Raw genomic sequence first — 15,402 nt, 5'->3', positions numbered from 1 at the left:
TCCAGCAGACAAACGCCCACCAATGAACGAGCGAATTGTCGAAGAAGAAGTACGTCTTATTGGTAGCGACGGTGAGCAGTTGGGTGTTGTGCCCACCACCGAAGCGCTAGAGCGTGCTGAATCTGAAAGCCTAGATCTCGTGCAAATTTCGAATGCCGATCCCATCGTCTGCAAGATTATGGATTACGGCAAGTTCGTTTTTGAGACCAAGAAGCAGAAAGCGGCTCAAAAGAAGAAGCAGAAGCAAATCCAGGTTAAGGAAGTTAAATTCCGTCCTGGCACCGATGAAGGCGATTATCAGGTCAAGCTTAAAAACCTGACGCGCTTTTTGGAAGGTGGTGACAAGGGCAAAGTCACACTGCGCTTCCGTGGTCGTGAAATGGCGCACCAGGACATCGGGCGTAAGCTGATGGAAAGGATCGCGGCAGACCTGGAAGAGATCGGAGCGGTAGAGGCTTTTCCGAAAATGGAAGGCCGCCAGATGATCATGATTATTGCCCCGAAAAAGAAGTGATCCAACGGCGTTGTCAACGGGCCACCGTTAAACCGGTGGTCGGCCCTGGGTTTTCTAAAAAATATCGAGCGGAGTTTTCCTCATGCCGAAAATCAAAAGCAATAGCGGCGCTGCCAAGCGCTTCAAGAAGACTGCTAATGGCTTTAAGCACAAGCAGTCTCATCGTAGCCACATCTTGACCAAGAAAACGACCAAGCGTAAGCGTCAACTGCGTGGAATGAAGCAGATCCACGCGTCTGATAAAGCGCTTATCCAGCGTATGCTGCCGAATCTATAAGTCGGGTTTTCGTATTTCTGAGTGCACAAATTTTTTGCCTCAGCCTTAAAGTCAGGAGTGTGTTATGACTCGAGTAAAACGTGGCGTAGTAGCGCGTCGTCGCCATAAAAAAGTATTGAAGCTTGCTAAAGGTTACTACGGTGCCCGTTCGCGCGTTTTTCGCGTTGCTAAGCAAGCCGTTATCAAAGCTGGTCAGTACGCCTACCGTGACCGTCGCAACCGTAAGCGCCAGTTCCGCGCGCTATGGATCCAGCGTATTAACGCAGGTGCACGCGTCAACGGTATGTCTTACAGCCGCTTTGTAGGCGGTCTTAAGAAAGCCGGTATTGAAATCGACCGTAAAGTATTGGCCGATTTGGCAGTACACGAGAAGGCTGCATTTGCCGCCATCGTGGAAAAAGCCAAGGCTGCCCAATAAGGTAATATGCACGGGGCTTTTGCCCGTGTTAAGTGCCTGAGGTCATTTCAGAGTGACCCATACAGGGGAAGAGCAGCCGCTCTTCCCCTGTTTTTTTGTCACCTTCAACGTGCCACGCCATCCTCACGGATGGACACCGCTTAATTCGGAGTGAAACGGATGGATCACCTTCCTACTCTGGTATCTGAGGCGCGCGACGCCATTCAGGCTGCGCAGAGTGTCGCCGCACTAGACGAGTTACGAGTACGCTACTTAGGTAAGAAAGGTGAGGTAACTGCCTTGCTGAAAGGCCTGGGGAAGCTGTCAGCCGAAGAGCGCCCAGCGGCGGGCGAGCGTATTAATCAGGCCAAGCAAACACTGGCCGACGAAATTGATGCTAAGCGCGAGCAACTTGAGAGTGCTGCGCTGAATGCCCGTTTGGCCGCTGAAAGTATCGATGTCACATTGCCAGGGCGTGGCCAGGCCAGCGGAGGGTTGCATCCCGTGACGCGCACCCTTGAACGTATAGAGGGTCTGTTCACCCGTATTGGTTATGACGTGGCGGTAGGGCCTGAAATTGAAGATGATTATCACAATTTCGAAGCGCTCAATATTCCCGCACACCATCCCGCTCGTGGTATGGCTGATACCTTCTATTTTGATGCCACGCGCTTGCTACGCACTCACACCTCGCCGGTGCAAGTGCGCACGATGAAAAGCAGCGAGCCGCCCATTCGTATCGTTTGCCCAGGGCGCGTCTATCGCAGCGACTCTGACTTGACCCACACGCCCATGTTTCACCAAGTGGAAGGCTTGCTGGTCGATGAGGGAGTTAGCTTTGCTGACCTTAAAGGGACAATCGAAGACTTTTTGCAGGCATTTTTTGAGCGCGACGATCTTTCGGTGCGTTTTCGCCCCTCCTACTTCCCATTCACTGAGCCTTCCGCCGAAGTGGATATTCAGTGCGTGATGTGTAGCGGGGCAGGCTGTCGCGTTTGTTCCCATAGCGGCTGGTTGGAAGTGATGGGCTGCGGCATGGTGCACCCTGAGGTATTTCGTCATTCGGGCATTGATACCGAGCGCTATACCGGTTTTGCCTTCGGAATGGGGGCAGAGCGTTTGGCAATGCTACGCTACGGCGTGAATGATTTACGCCTGTTCTTTGAAAACGATCTGCGTTTTTTACGTCAATTCGCTTAAGACCGCCGCCGAATACAGGATCAACCATGAAATTTTCAGAACAGTGGCTGCGTGAGTGGGTTTCCCCGCAGCTTGAAACGCAGGCAATGGCCGACCAAATCACTATGGCGGGCTTGGAAGTCGATGCTGTTGAAGCGGTAGCCGCCGCATTCAGCGGTGTAGTGGTGGCTGAGGTCCTGAGCAAAGAAAAGCACCCTGACGCTGATAAGCTCAATGTGTGCACCGTTAATGACGGTAGTGGCGAACCTGTTCAGGTTGTCTGCGGGGCGCCTAATGTTGATATTGGTCAGAAAATTCCCTTTGCCCAGGTAGGTGGCGTGCTGCCGGGTGACTTCAAGATCAAAAAAGCCAAGTTACGCGGAGTTGAATCGCGGGGGATGATCTGTTCAGCCTCTGAGCTGGGGCTTGAAGAGGAGACGTCGCCGGGCATTCTGGTGCTGTCGGCTTCAGCGCCAGTGGGTGACGACTTTCGAGAGTTCATGCATCTTAATGACATGACGATTGAAGTCGATTTGACGCCAAACCGCGGCGACTGCCTTAGCATTAAAGGGATGGCGCGTGAAGTCGGTGTGCTCAACCGCTTGCCGGTTGATGGACCGGCAATAGCACCGGTGGAGGCTGCTATTGAGGATAGCTTCGCGGTTAGCATTGAAGCGCCAGAGCAGTGCCCGCGCTATCTTGGTCGCGTTATCAAGGGCGTCAATGTTCAGGCTGAAACACCCCTTTGGATGGTGGAGCGTTTGCGCCGCAGTGGCGTGCGCTCTATTGACCCTGTAGTGGATATTACCAACTACGTCATGCTGGAATTAGGCCAGCCGATGCACGCCTTTGATCGTGACAACCTGCAAGGCGGCATGGTTGTGCGCATGGCTAAGCCAGGCGAGAAGCTAACGCTGCTTGATGGTAATGAAGTGGCGCTGCGTCCTGAAACGCTGGTGATTGCCGATCATTCCGGCCCGCTCGCCATGGCAGGGGTGATGGGGGGTGAAAACTCCGGTGTTAATCAAAATACCCAGACTATTTTCCTTGAATCAGCCTTCTTTACCCCACTTGCCATTGCTGGCCAAGCGCGCTCCTACGGGTTGCACACTGATGCATCTCACCGTTTTGAGCGCGGTGTTGATCCGCAGCTGACGCCAGTTGCCGTCGAGCGGGCCACGCAGCTTTTGATTGAGGTCTGTGGCGGTCAGGCTGGGCCTGTTGTTGAAACACAAAGTGTTGAGCATATGCCCGCAGAGCGCGCGATTCTCTTGCGCAGCGCGCGTTTAGAACAGGCGCTTTCCAAGGCGCTCGATAGCGATGATGTGACCGATATTTTGCAGCGCCTAGGGCTTGATGTCAGCGTACAGGATGTCGGTTGGGCGGTCACCGCGCCAAGCTGGCGTTTTGACCTGGCTATCGAAGAAGATCTCATCGAAGAAGTGGCGCGTATCCACGGTTACAATAATTTGCCGGTGCGTCGCCCAGCGGCACGCTTGGCGCTGCGCTCTGCAGATGAGGCAACGCTCACCCAGGCACGGCTACGTCGCCAGATGGTTGCCCGGGGTTTTCAGGAGGCGATTACCTACAGCTTTGTGGCTCCCGAGCTGCAAGCGACGATGCTGCCTGATGCCGTAAGTCCTGCGCTAGCTAACCCCATCTCGGCTGATTTGTCGGTGATGCGCGCTAGTCTGTTTCCCGGCTTGGTTCGCGCCATGGAGTATAATCTCAATCGTCAGCAAGCCCGTGTGCGGCTATTTGAAACCGGTCTCGTCTTTAACGGAGAGTTGGATGCGTTGTCGCAAGTGCCGATGCTCGGCGCTCTGGTGTGTGGCCCACGGGAAGCCGAGGGCTGGGGGGATGTTAAAGGCCGCGTAGACTTTTACGATCTAAAAGGCGATTTAGAAAGTGTCCTGGCCTTGGGTGGTGATGCTGACGCATGGCGCTTTGAGCCTGCTGAGCACCCAGCGCTTCATCCAGGTCAAAGTGCGCAGCTGCTGCACCATGGGGAGCCCGCGGGTTGGATCGGCACTCTGCACCCGCAGGTGCGCGCAGCGCTTGGCTTAAAGATGGATGCCGTGCTGTTTGAAGTGCGTCTGGATGCGCTTAGCCAAGGTCGGATCCCCGCCTTTGAACCGCTATCGCGTTTTCCTGAGGTGCGCCGTGATTTGGCGTTTATACTCAAAGAGGCGACATCTGTACAGGCGCTGTTGGATTGTGCCAAGCAGCAAGCGGGGGAGTATCTGCAAGATATCAAGCTATTCGATGTCTATTCAGGTAAAGGCGTAGCCGAAGGGCATAAGAGTATTGCATTGGGCTTGACCTGGCAGCATCCATCGCGCACGCTAAACGACGAGGAAATCAATCAGTTGGTCGATTCAATTGTGACACAAGTGCGTGTCAAGCTGGATGCGGAGCTGCGCAGCTAATAGCGAATTAAATCCGTGCTAGGTGAAAGAAATGCGAGTTTAATTAACGGCTGGGCCACACCACGATGCTTATCACGCTCTTGGCAATGCGTTTGCTACTGTATGTTGTATGTTTGATACAGAGCGTTTGTTGCTGTGTTTGCTTCAAGGATAAGGAGAAGCCTTATGGGTGCGTTGACCAAAGCAGAGCTAGCCGAACATTTGCATGCTGAGCTAGCTCTGTCCAAGCGAGAAGCGAAGGCCATGGTCGAAGCTTTTTTTGAAGAGATTCGAGCCTGTCTTCGTGAGAACGAACAGGTAAAACTGTCCGGGTTTGGTAACTTTGACTTGCGTGATAAGCGCGAGCGACCAGGGCGTAACCCTAAAACCGGTGAAGAAATCCCCATTTCTGCTCGGCGAGTCGTGACGTTTCGTCCAGGGCAGAAGCTAAAACAGCAGGTTGAGCACTATGTAGGCGACGAGTAGTCTTTTGGTCTATGGGTGTTATCTATTCCAAAGTGTTTGGCTGCGCTCATAGCCTCTAAAGCTCATACCTACTAATTCTCTTGCCTTTTAAAAGGAGTGCCTTCGGGCGCTCCTTTTCTCTTTGTCGTGGGTTCGTTGATGCCCTTAAATGCCGCCACTCTCAATTAGCCAAGTAATTACCACCTTGATGACATAACCCAGCATGCCTGCACCCAGCACCACAAACAGCATGATGGTGCCAAATTTGCCCGCATTCGATTTTTTGGCCAAGTCCCAGATAATGAAACACATAAATATGATTAGACCGCCAACCATCAGCGGGGTGATCCAAGTCTCGAAGGTTTGCTGCATAGCCACTCCTGTGTGCTGCCTGTGAATCACCCGTTGCGGGCGATGTGTCTCATTCTAACCAGCCATGTTAATATTTGAGCAAATTCATAGGGTATTTGTCGACTTGATGGTTGGCACTGTGACACTTTGACAGGGGAGTGACGATGCCGAAGCTGAATATTTTGGTGGGTACAATGTATGGCGGTGCCTTAGACGTGGCTGAGCAGGTGAAGCCCCTATTTGAACAGGCCGGTTACGCTGTGACTATTCATGAACAGCCCTCTGTCGATGATATTGTCGGTGGTGATGCTGATTTGGTGCTGTTTTGTGTGTCGACCACGGGCAGTGGTGATTTTCCCGGCAGTTTTGTGCCCTTTGTGCGTAATCTGCGCGATAGAAGTCCCGCACTCACCTCACTCCGCTACGGGCTTATTGCCCTGGGCGATAGCTCTTATGGCGATACGTTTTGTGGCGCAGGCCGTGCGCTTGATGAGTTGCTGGCGGATCATGGCGCGACCCGATTAGGTGAGCGATTAGAGGTCGATGCCATGGAGACATTCATGGCCGACGACGCTGCCGTGCCCTGGGTGGAAGAGTGGATCGTTGCCCAACAATTAGAGGTGGCTTAGCGATGCAGCGAGCGCCTACCTCGCCTGAGCGCATTAGCGTTGCGCTAGGCCTATGTATCGTTATGCTGGCAACGCTTCCGCGCTACATGGCGGGTGGGCATGAAACCCGCCAGACGCTAATTATCTTTGCCTTAGCGCTGGTTGCCTTCGCGGCTATTGTGCAGTGGCGCTTATTGGGCGTGGAGGCACGTCGCCGACTGCCGCAGCTATGCAAGCGGTTAGTCGTTATGCTGTTGTTAGGAATGGCTGTGATGGGGGGCTGGCACGCGCTGTTTACAGATTGGATCAGCTGGCAAGTATTCATTTCCCATTGCGCAACCCTTGGAGTGCTGCTTCATGCGATAAGCCTTTGGTGGTCAGGTGAGCGTCAAGCCAGCTAGCGTTTTACTACAGCGATTGAAAAAGTCGCCGCAAGACGTACAAAGCAGTAGAATGGTATAAATTACGCAGCGTGGAACTAATAATGAAGCTAAACACGCCTTAAAGCGGTTAATTGCTCGCATATTCCCTTGTTTTTAAAATCACTGCCCCCATGTTGCGAGCATGGCGCTTGCCACTATGCGTTGGGGTTCTTAAAATTGCCCCCTTGAACTTATTAAATGCAATCAACACAACGCCCAGCCGTTAGAGGACAATTCATGCAAGTTTCTGTCGAGACGACCTCCCAGATCGAACGCCGTATCACCATTCAAGTGCCGGCTGCCGAAATTGACGGGGCCGTTAGTGCTCGCTTGAAAGACACCGCGAAGAACGTTCGCTTGAATGGTTTTCGCCAGGGCCGGGTGCCAATGGCAGTAGTTCAGCAGCGCTACGGCCAAGACGTACGTAACGAGGTAGTCAGTGAAGTAATGCGCGAGCGCTATGTGCGCGCTATTACCGAAGAAGGCTTGAACCCGGCTGGCTTCCCGCAAATTGAACCCTCGGTCAATGAGTCGGGTAAAGACCTAGAGTTCGTTGCGGTAATGGAGATCTACCCGCAAGTTGAGCTGACCTCTATCGAAGGTACCGAAGTTGAGCGTCCGGTGGTTTCGGTAAGCGATGCGGATGTCGATGAGATGATCGATACGCTGCGTAAGCAAAACGCCGCCTGGGAAGAAGTGGACGCTGCTGCTGCCGACGGTGATCAAGTCACTATAGATTTCCAGGGTTATATTGGTGATGAGCCGTTTGAAGGCGGTAGCGCCGAAGGTCACACCCTGGTCATTGGCTCCAATAGCTTTATTCCAGGCTTTGAAGAGCAGCTAATTGGTGCCAAGGCGGGCGAAGAGAAGACCCTTAACGTCACCTTCCCAGAAGATTACCAGGCCGAGCATTTGGCCGGTAAAGAAGCCACCTTCAAGGTGACAGTGCACAAAGTCAGCAGCCAAAAACTGCCCGAAGTAGACGCTGAGTTTATCGAGCGTTTTGGCGTTGAAGGCGGCGACCAGGAAAAATTCCGCGCTGAAATCAAGAAGAACATGACCCGTGAAGCGTCGCAAGCCGTTGATAACCGGGTCAAGCAGCAAGTGCTTGATGCGTTGAAAAAGGTTAACGAAATCCCTGTGCCTAGCGCACTGGTTCAGCAAGAGACTGACGGCATGAAGCGCCAAGCTGCGCAGCAGTTTGGTCTAGGTGAAGACTTTGATGTCAGTCAGCTGCCCAACGAATTGTTCGAAGAGCAGGCCAAAGGCCGCGTTCAGGTCGGTTTGTTGCTGGCTGAAGTGATCAAGGCTAACGAACTTGATGCTGACGATGATGCTATCAAGGCAAAAGTGACCGAGCTTGCTGAGCAGTATCAAGATCCTGATGAAGTGGTCAGCTACTACATGGGCAACGAGCAGCTGAAAACCCAAGTAAAATCTGCCATTCTCGAAGAGAAAGCGGTTGCCAAGTTGCTTGAGCAAACGAACATTAAAGACGTTGAAATGTCTTATCAACAAGCCCTTGCTGCTGCGCAAGAGCAGGCAGAGCAAGATGAGGGTGCTGAAGAGGGCGAGCAAGCTAGCGCCTAACACCCTGGAACGTGGCGCACCTTTATGTCGGTGCGCCTTTCCCTTCCCGGACGCAAGGAATCACCTGAATGAGTGAGTTTGATATTCAAAACGCCGGCGGTTTAGTGCCCATGGTGGTTGAGCAGAGCGCCAAAGGGGAAAGAGCCTACGACATTTACTCACGCCTTTTAAAAGAGCGTGTGATCTTTTTGGTAGGCCCTGTAGAAGACTACATGGCTAATCTGGTTGTCGCCCAGTTGTTGTTCCTGGAATCAGAAAATCCCGATAAAGATATTCACCTGTATATCAACTCGCCAGGTGGTTCGGTCACCGCGGGTATGTCGATTTACGACACTATGCAGTTTGTGAAGCCAGATGTGTCTACGGTGTGTATTGGTCAGGCGGCTAGTATGGGTGCGCTGTTATTGACGGCAGGCGCGGCTGGCAAGCGTTACTGCCTACCCAATTCACGTGTGATGATTCACCAGCCGCTAGGTGGTTACCAAGGCCAAGCGTCTGACATTGAAATTCATACCCGTGAAATTCTGGGTATTCGCGAAAAGCTGAACCAAATCCTTGCCCATCATACGGGCCAGGATATTGAAGCCGTCTCGCGAGATACCGATCGGGATAATTTCATGAGCGCCAATACAGCCAAAGAGTATGGTTTGATTGATGCAGTGCTGGATAAGCGGCCTACATCCTGATAGCGTGATAGGATTCTGCTTTTCTAACGAGCTTTTCCGGCGGCGAAAGCCGCCGCAGTGACAGAGGTATACGAATGGCCGACGGCAAAGGCAAGGACGAAGGTGGCAAACTGCTCTACTGCTCGTTTTGTGGGAAAAACCAAAACGAAGTACGTAAGCTGATTGCGGGCCCATCCGTCTATATCTGCGATGAGTGTGTCGACTTGTGTAATGACATCATTCGCGAGGAAGTTCTCGAAGCCGATGCCGAGAGCGATGAGGAGCGTTTACCTACGCCTCGCGAAATACGTCATACGCTTGATGACTACGTCATCGGACAGGATCGCGCCAAAATGGTGCTTTCCGTAGCGGTGTATAACCACTACAAACGTCTGAAAACAGATGTACGCGACGGCGATGTAGAGCTAGGTAAATCAAACATTCTGCTAATTGGTCCCACCGGTAGCGGTAAAACGCTGTTAGCGGAAACCATGGCACGGTTACTGAATGTACCTTTTACTATTGCGGATGCAACCACGCTGACGGAAGCCGGCTATGTCGGTGAAGATGTCGAGAACATCATCCAAAAGCTGTTGCAGAAGTGCGATTACGACGTCGAGAAAGCCGAACGCGGCATTGTTTATATCGATGAAATCGACAAGATTTCACGCAAATCGGATAACCCTTCAATCACTCGCGATGTCTCGGGTGAAGGTGTCCAGCAAGCATTGCTGAAGCTTATTGAAGGTACGACGGCTTCTGTGCCGCCTCAAGGCGGACGCAAACACCCCCAGCAGGAGTTTGTCCAAGTTAACACTGGCAATATTCTGTTTATCGTCGGCGGTGCCTTTGCGGGGCTGGATAAAGTTATTCGTGATCGCGCTGAGAAGGGCGGTATCGGTTTCAATGCGGCGGTGAAAAGCAAGGAGTCCTCTCGTGGGGTGGGTGAGCTGCTGGCCGACGTAGAGCCGGATGATCTGGTTAAATTTGGCTTGATTCCAGAGTTTGTGGGTCGTTTGCCGATCATCGCGACACTGATGGAACTCACCGAAGATGCACTGGTGCAGATTCTGACGGAGCCCAAGAATTCGCTTGTCAAGCAGTACGCTAAACTGTTTGAAATGGAAGATGTAACGCTTGAGTTCAGAGATGAAGCGTTACGTGCTGTGGCTGAAAAAGCCATGGAGCGTAAAACAGGCGCTCGTGGGCTGCGCTCTATTTTAGAGTCAGTGTTGCTGGATACCATGTATGAAATTCCGTCGCTTGAAGGCGTCAGCAAAGTCGTCATCGATGGCTCGGTGATTGCTGGAGAGAGTGAGCCTCTGTTGATCTACTCTCAGCAGGAAGAAGCACGTGTCGACGGCACTGATGGTTAGTGGTTAGTCGAGTATCACGGCCCAGCTTCAACCGCTTGCGCGCTAAAACAAGGGGTCGCCTAGGCGACCCCTTGTTATTATAACGAGTTCTTGTAGAGCGCTCTTATAAAGCGTGTTGTGAAGCTTGGTTATCTAGCTATAAAGCCTAATTCGTGAAGTGTTACTGCCTGGCCTATTCAATGCTAACGTATTGAACGTCAGCATTTAGAAAATGTGCAGTACTTTTCCAAGTACTCTTTCAAGTACTCATCCGATTTGTCGAGGAACGTCTGCGATGCAGCAGAACGCCGAACAGACACAATGTCTACCCCTTTTGCCATTGCGCGATGTGGTTGTTTATCCGCAAATGGTCATCCCCCTTTTTGTAGGTCGTGAAAAGTCTATCCAGGCGCTCGAAGCGGCGATGGAGGCTGATAAGCGTGTGCTACTGGTGGCTCAGCGTGAAGCGTCTCAAGATGAGCCTGACAACGCGGATCTTTACGCTATGGGCACCGTGGCCGATATTATGCAACTGCTTAAGTTGCCCGATGGCACGGTGAAAGTACTCATTGAGGGTAATTTTAGAGCGGATGTACTGAATGTCGAAGAGAATGTCGCAGGCTATACTCAAGCGCATTTAACCCCCCGAGAGAGCGAGCCGCTTACTAGTCGTGAGCAAGAAGCGCTGGTTCGTGTGTTGCTCAATCAATTCGAGCAGTACGTCAAGCTTTCGAAAAAAGTTCCCAACGAAGTGCTTAATTCGCTGTCGGGGATTGAAGATCCAAGCCGCTTGGTGGATACCATTTGTGCCCATCTGTCGCTTAAGATTGGCGACAAACAAGAGTTGCTTGAGATGGATCGTGTTCGCGATCGAATTGAGCACCTGATGGCGCTGATTGAGTCCGAAATCGACCTGCTTCAAGTTGAGAAGCGCATCCGCTCGCGGGTTAAAGAGCAGATGGAGAAGACTCAGCGCGAGTACTATCTCAACGAGCAGATGAAAGCTATCCAGAAAGAAATGGGTGAGCTGGATAATGTGCCCAATGAGGCTGAGAAGTACGAACAGGCGATTCAAGAGTCAGGTATGCCGAAGGAGGCGTCTGAGAAAGCTACTCAAGAGCTCAATAAGCTCAAAATGATGGCCTCAAACTCCGCCGAAGCGACCGTGGTGCGCTCCTACCTGGATTGGTTAGTCGCTGTTCCATGGAAAAAGCGTACGCGCGTGAAGCACGATCTCGTCAAAGCGCAGCAGGTGCTTGATGAAGATCATTACGGCCTGGAAGAGGTCAAGGCGCGCATCCTGGAATATCTTGCCGTACAGAAGCGTGTGCGCAAGATGAAAGGCCCTGTACTGTGCCTCGTCGGACCGCCTGGGGTGGGTAAGACCTCTCTTGGTCAGTCCATCGCCCGTGCCACTAATCGCAAATATGTGCGTTTGGCGCTGGGTGGTGTCCGCGATGAGTCGGAAATTCGCGGCCATCGGCGTACCTATATTGGCTCGTTGCCAGGTAAGTTGATGCAGCGGATGAGCCGAGCCGGGGTTAAAAACCCGTTGTTCCTGTTGGATGAGGTCGACAAGCTAGGTATGGATCACCGCGGGGATCCTGCTTCTGCGCTGCTCGAGGTGCTCGATCCCGAACAGAACAACAGCTTTAGCGATCACTATCTGGAACTCGACTACGATCTCTCTGAGACGCTGTTCATCTGTACCGCTAACTCGATGAATATTCCCAGTGCACTGCTTGACCGCATGGAAATTATTCGTCTGCCGGGTTACACCGAAGATGAGAAGTTGGCTATTGCTAAGCGCTACTTACTACCCAAGCAATTAGCCGCGAACGGCTTAATAGGCGATGAGTTAACGCTGGAAGACAGCGCACTTTTAGAGCTTATTCGCTACTACACTCGAGAAGCCGGTGTGCGTGAGTTAGAAAGGCAGATTGCCAAAGTATCGCGTAAAGTGCTGCGTGAACGGCTTGAGAAAGAGCGTGACCAGAAAGCTGTCCAATCGGGGCAGAGCTTAACGGCAGAGCAAATTGAGCACTACGCGGGCGTACGCCGCTACAGTTACGGCTTGGCAGAGCAGGACGACCAGATCGGCCGAGTCACAGGGCTTGCCTGGACATCGGTGGGTGGTGAGCTGCTCAACATCGAGTCAGTGGTAACGCCGGGTAAAGGGCGAATTAATAAGACCGGCTCACTTGGCGATGTGATGAAAGAGTCGGTGAGTGCCGCCCACACAGTGGTGCGTGCCAGGGCAGAAGCGTATGGCATTGATCCCGAGCGGTTCGAAAAAGAGGATCTGCATATCCACGTTCCCGAAGGGGCGACACCTAAAGATGGGCCCAGTGCGGGTATTGCCATGGTGACGGCGATTGTTTCCGCTTACACCCAGCGTGCGGTACGCTGCGACGTGGCAATGACCGGTGAAGTCAATCTACGCGGTGAAGTGTTGCCGATAGGCGGACTGAAGGAGAAATTGCTGGCAGCCCGCCGCGGTGGTATAAAGACAGTGCTAATTCCTGAAGAAAACCGCCGTGATCTCAAGGAAGTACCTGACAATATCAAAGGTGCATTGGATATTCGTCCGGTACGCTGGATAGATGATGTCTTAGCCGTAGCGCTAGCTGATAAGGTAGAAGACGGTGCGCCATTGAAAAGCACCGAAGCATCGTTTAGTAATAACGTCGTTGCTAGTACTCATTAAGCTGTTAAAGTCCTCGTTGGTCTTTAATTTTACTTAATATATGCCCGCTGCTTGTGTGGCGGGTATCTTGCGGCATGGTTGCTTGACAGATGTTTCAAGGCATTGCTATAAAACGCAGCTATGCTTTGATCGTCATTCCATCGGTGACCATGCCGTTCAGAGCCATTTTTTTGAAACAGTCAAGGGGTGAAGAGTGAATAAGTCCGAGCTGATTGAAGCCATTGCCGCGTCTGCAGATATTCCTAAAGCAGCGGCAACCCGCGCATTGGATGCCATGGTGGAGTCTGTCACCGATAGCCTTAAGAAGGGCGAAAGCGTATCTCTGGTAGGTTTTGGTACTTTCGCGATCAAAGAGCGTGCAGCTCGAACTGGCCGTAACCCACAAACGGGTCAGCCGATCCAGATCAGTGCTGCCAAAGTACCCAGCTTCAAAGCAGGTAAAGCGCTGAAAGACGCCGTTAACTAATTTGACCGCGTTTGTTGTAACCTAATGGGCGCATCGCACTGGCGATGCGCCCATGTTATTTTCTGGCCCACTGTTCATTAGAGTTTAGCGGGCCAATGTATTTGGCTGTGACTATCTGAGGCTAGCATGCTGCAAAGTATTCGAGATGGCTCCAGGAGCTGGGGTGCCAAAATTATTATCGGTGTTATGGTCGCGGCCATGGCACTTTTCGGGATTGAGTCACTGTTTGGGCTTTTTGGTAGCGATCCGAACGAAGTAGCGAGCGTCAACGGTCAGCCGATTATGCGTCAGCAGGTTGAGCTTGAAGTTCAGCGCGCTCTGCGTTCAGGCCAAGTGCCGCCAGAGCAAGAGCGAGCATTGCGCAATGAAATGCTTGATCAGCTGATCACCCAGCAGTTGTTATCCCAATACGCTGAAGAGGGTGGCTTTGCCGTTTCAGAAGAGCAATTAGATCAGTTAATTGTCAGCTTGCCAGAATTTCATGATCAGGATGGTCGTTTCTCTGCAGAGGTGTTCCGTAATCGCCTAGCTGGGGCTGGCTATACGCCACTCTCATTTCGACAGGAGCTGCGCGTCGATATCCAGCGTCAGCATTTACAGCAAGGCTTAGCCTTCAGCGATTTTAGTCTGCCGAACGAGCAAGAGCGTCTAGCAGAGTTGCAGCGCCAGCAGCGGAGCTTCAGATACTTGATTCTGGGTGGCGACGATGTGAACGCTGATATCGACGTCAGCGAGGACGATCTTCAAGCTTATTATGATGCCCACCATGAGCGCTATGAGCGCCCCGAACAGGTGCGTCTTGAGTATGTGCTGATTGACCGCCAAACCATGGCGGAGGAGCGTGACGTAGACGAAGAGGCATTGCGCGACGTATGGCGTGAGCAAAATCGTGATGCAGATCGCCGTGTATCCCACATCATGATTACCTTTGGCAATGAGCGCACCCGTGATGAAGCGCAGCAATTGGCCGAGACCGCTCGGGAAGCGCTGGACAGCGGTGAGTCGTTTGCGGATACCGCTTTGCGCTACTCGGATGACACCGCCAGCGCAGAAGAGGGTGGTGATCTTGGTGTGATCAGCCGCGGTTTCTTTGGTGACACCTTTGATGAAGCAGCCTTTGGTCTCGAAGAGGGTGATGTTTCCCAACCGGTTGAGTTGGATAACGCTTTCCACATCATTCAGGTGACGGATATTCAGGGGCCCACCTTTGAAGAGCAGCGCGATGAGTTGGCGAGGCAAGTAGCGCTGCGTGAAGTTGATGATGAGTTTAATCAACGGGTTCAGCAGCTGATTGATGAGAGCTTCGCTGCCGATGACCTGCAGAGTGTTGCCGATGAGCTGGGTCTGACGCTTCAGGAGAGCGATTGGCTCGCTAGTGATGATGAGGCTCAAGGCGTGCTATCTGAGCCTGGCGTGATGTCGGCGGCGTTTAGTAACGACGTGTTTGAAGAGGGTTATAACAGCGAAGTTATTGAACTGGATCAGGATCGTCGACTAGTACTTCGGATTGCCGAGCAGCGCGACGCGACGCTGTTACCGCTTGATGAAGTGCGCGAGGACGTCGAAATGTCCGTGGCCGCTGAGCAGCAGCAACAAGCACTGCGTGAAGATGCGCAGGCATTGGTCGCAAACCTGCGAGAAAATCAGCAGGTTGATGTTGATTGGCTCGAAGCCAACAACCTAAGCCGCCAAGCTGACACTACTTTGCCTCAGCTGATTGTTCAGGAAGCCTTCCGCATGGCGCGCCCTGAAGAGGGCGGGAGCGTCTATCGCATGGTTGAACTACCGCAAGGTGTTGCTGTAGTGGCGCTGGATAGCGTAAGCGTAGGTGACGTCGATGAGCAGATGGAGGCGTTTGTTGCGCAAATGGCCGAGCAATTACGTGCTCAATCGGTGCTGCAGGGATTAATCGATGACCTGCGCAGCGATGCTGACATAGAGCGATAGAATCGCTTAAGCAGGCCTAAAAAAGCCGATCGCGAGATCGGCTTTTTTTAT

At 52.5% G+C, this 15,402-nt stretch carries 15 protein-coding genes; 14 read left to right on the top strand and 1 reads right to left on the bottom strand.

What is annotated here, in order from left to right:
* The first annotated feature begins 22 nt into the window (after positions 1-22).
* The 6 genes from infC to KUC_RS16350 all read left to right on the top strand — a co-directional run bounded on the left by infC (position 23) and on the right by KUC_RS16350 (position 5,261).
* Positions 23-514: a translation initiation factor IF-3 gene (gene infC, locus KUC_RS16375; RefSeq protein ID WP_007114346.1), complete on the top strand. Its 492-nt coding sequence runs from the start codon at positions 23-25 to the stop codon at positions 512-514.
* Between the two features lie 82 nt (positions 515-596).
* Entirely contained in the window at positions 597-791 is a 195-nt protein-coding gene (gene rpmI, locus KUC_RS16370; protein WP_007114345.1) for a 50S ribosomal protein L35, read from the top strand.
* A 64-nt stretch (positions 792-855) separates the two neighbouring features.
* A complete protein-coding gene (rplT, locus tag KUC_RS16365) occupies positions 856-1,209 on the top strand; it encodes a 50S ribosomal protein L20 (protein ID WP_007114344.1) in 354 nt (117 codons plus the stop codon).
* A 159-nt stretch (positions 1,210-1,368) separates the two neighbouring features.
* Complete coding sequence (pheS, locus tag KUC_RS16360) at positions 1,369-2,388, top strand: phenylalanine--tRNA ligase subunit alpha (protein ID WP_007114343.1); 1,020 nt, start codon at positions 1,369-1,371, stop codon at positions 2,386-2,388.
* A 26-nt stretch (positions 2,389-2,414) separates the two neighbouring features.
* A complete protein-coding gene (gene pheT, locus KUC_RS16355) occupies positions 2,415-4,796 on the top strand; it encodes a phenylalanine--tRNA ligase subunit beta (RefSeq protein WP_007114342.1) in 2,382 nt (793 codons plus the stop codon).
* A 165-nt stretch (positions 4,797-4,961) separates the two neighbouring features.
* Entirely contained in the window at positions 4,962-5,261 is a 300-nt protein-coding gene (locus KUC_RS16350; RefSeq protein WP_007114341.1) for an integration host factor subunit alpha, read from the top strand.
* A 144-nt stretch (positions 5,262-5,405) separates the two neighbouring features.
* Here the strand turns inward: KUC_RS16350 and KUC_RS16345 are convergent, their stop codons facing one another.
* Positions 5,406-5,612 (bottom strand): DUF2788 domain-containing protein, encoded by a 207-nt coding sequence (locus KUC_RS16345; protein WP_040481273.1) that lies wholly within the window; start codon positions 5,610-5,612, stop codon positions 5,406-5,408.
* Between the two features lie 143 nt (positions 5,613-5,755).
* Here KUC_RS16345 and KUC_RS16340 point away from each other — a divergent pair, with 143 nt between their 5' ends.
* The 8 genes from KUC_RS16340 (at position 5,756) to KUC_RS16305 (ending at position 15,351) form a co-directional block, all read left to right on the top strand.
* Positions 5,756-6,220, top strand: coding sequence for a flavodoxin (locus tag KUC_RS16340; RefSeq protein WP_007114339.1), 465 nt, complete (start codon positions 5,756-5,758; stop codon positions 6,218-6,220).
* A 2-nt stretch (positions 6,221-6,222) separates the two neighbouring features.
* Entirely contained in the window at positions 6,223-6,600 is a 378-nt protein-coding gene (locus tag KUC_RS16335; protein WP_007114338.1) for a hypothetical protein, read from the top strand.
* Between the two features lie 258 nt (positions 6,601-6,858).
* Positions 6,859-8,211: a trigger factor gene (gene tig, locus KUC_RS16330; protein WP_007114337.1), complete on the top strand. Its 1,353-nt coding sequence runs from the start codon at positions 6,859-6,861 to the stop codon at positions 8,209-8,211.
* 68 nt (positions 8,212-8,279) lie between these two features.
* On the top strand, positions 8,280-8,897 hold the full coding sequence (clpP, locus tag KUC_RS16325; protein ID WP_007114336.1) for an ATP-dependent Clp endopeptidase proteolytic subunit ClpP: 618 nt from the start codon (positions 8,280-8,282) through the stop codon (positions 8,895-8,897).
* A gap of 74 nt (positions 8,898-8,971) precedes the next feature.
* Complete coding sequence (gene clpX, locus KUC_RS16320; RefSeq protein WP_007114335.1) at positions 8,972-10,252, top strand: ATP-dependent Clp protease ATP-binding subunit ClpX; 1,281 nt, start codon at positions 8,972-8,974, stop codon at positions 10,250-10,252.
* 274 nt (positions 10,253-10,526) lie between these two features.
* A complete protein-coding gene (gene lon / locus KUC_RS16315; RefSeq protein WP_007114334.1) occupies positions 10,527-12,938 on the top strand; it encodes an endopeptidase La in 2,412 nt (803 codons plus the stop codon).
* 193 nt (positions 12,939-13,131) lie between these two features.
* The gene (hbs, locus tag KUC_RS16310; protein WP_007114333.1) at positions 13,132-13,404 is read left to right on the top strand and encodes a non-specific DNA-binding protein Hbs; all 273 of its coding nucleotides are present in this window, start codon (positions 13,132-13,134) and stop codon (positions 13,402-13,404) included.
* Between the two features lie 126 nt (positions 13,405-13,530).
* On the top strand, positions 13,531-15,351 hold the full coding sequence (locus KUC_RS16305; RefSeq protein ID WP_007114332.1) for a SurA N-terminal domain-containing protein: 1,821 nt from the start codon (positions 13,531-13,533) through the stop codon (positions 15,349-15,351).
* The last annotated feature ends 51 nt before the right edge of the window (positions 15,352-15,402 follow it).

This window comes from Vreelandella boliviensis LC1, from assembly GCF_000236035.1.
GTDB classification, from domain to species: Bacteria; Pseudomonadota; Gammaproteobacteria; order Pseudomonadales; family Halomonadaceae; genus Vreelandella; species Vreelandella boliviensis.
This window is presented reverse-complemented; position numbering and strand designations above follow the sequence as displayed.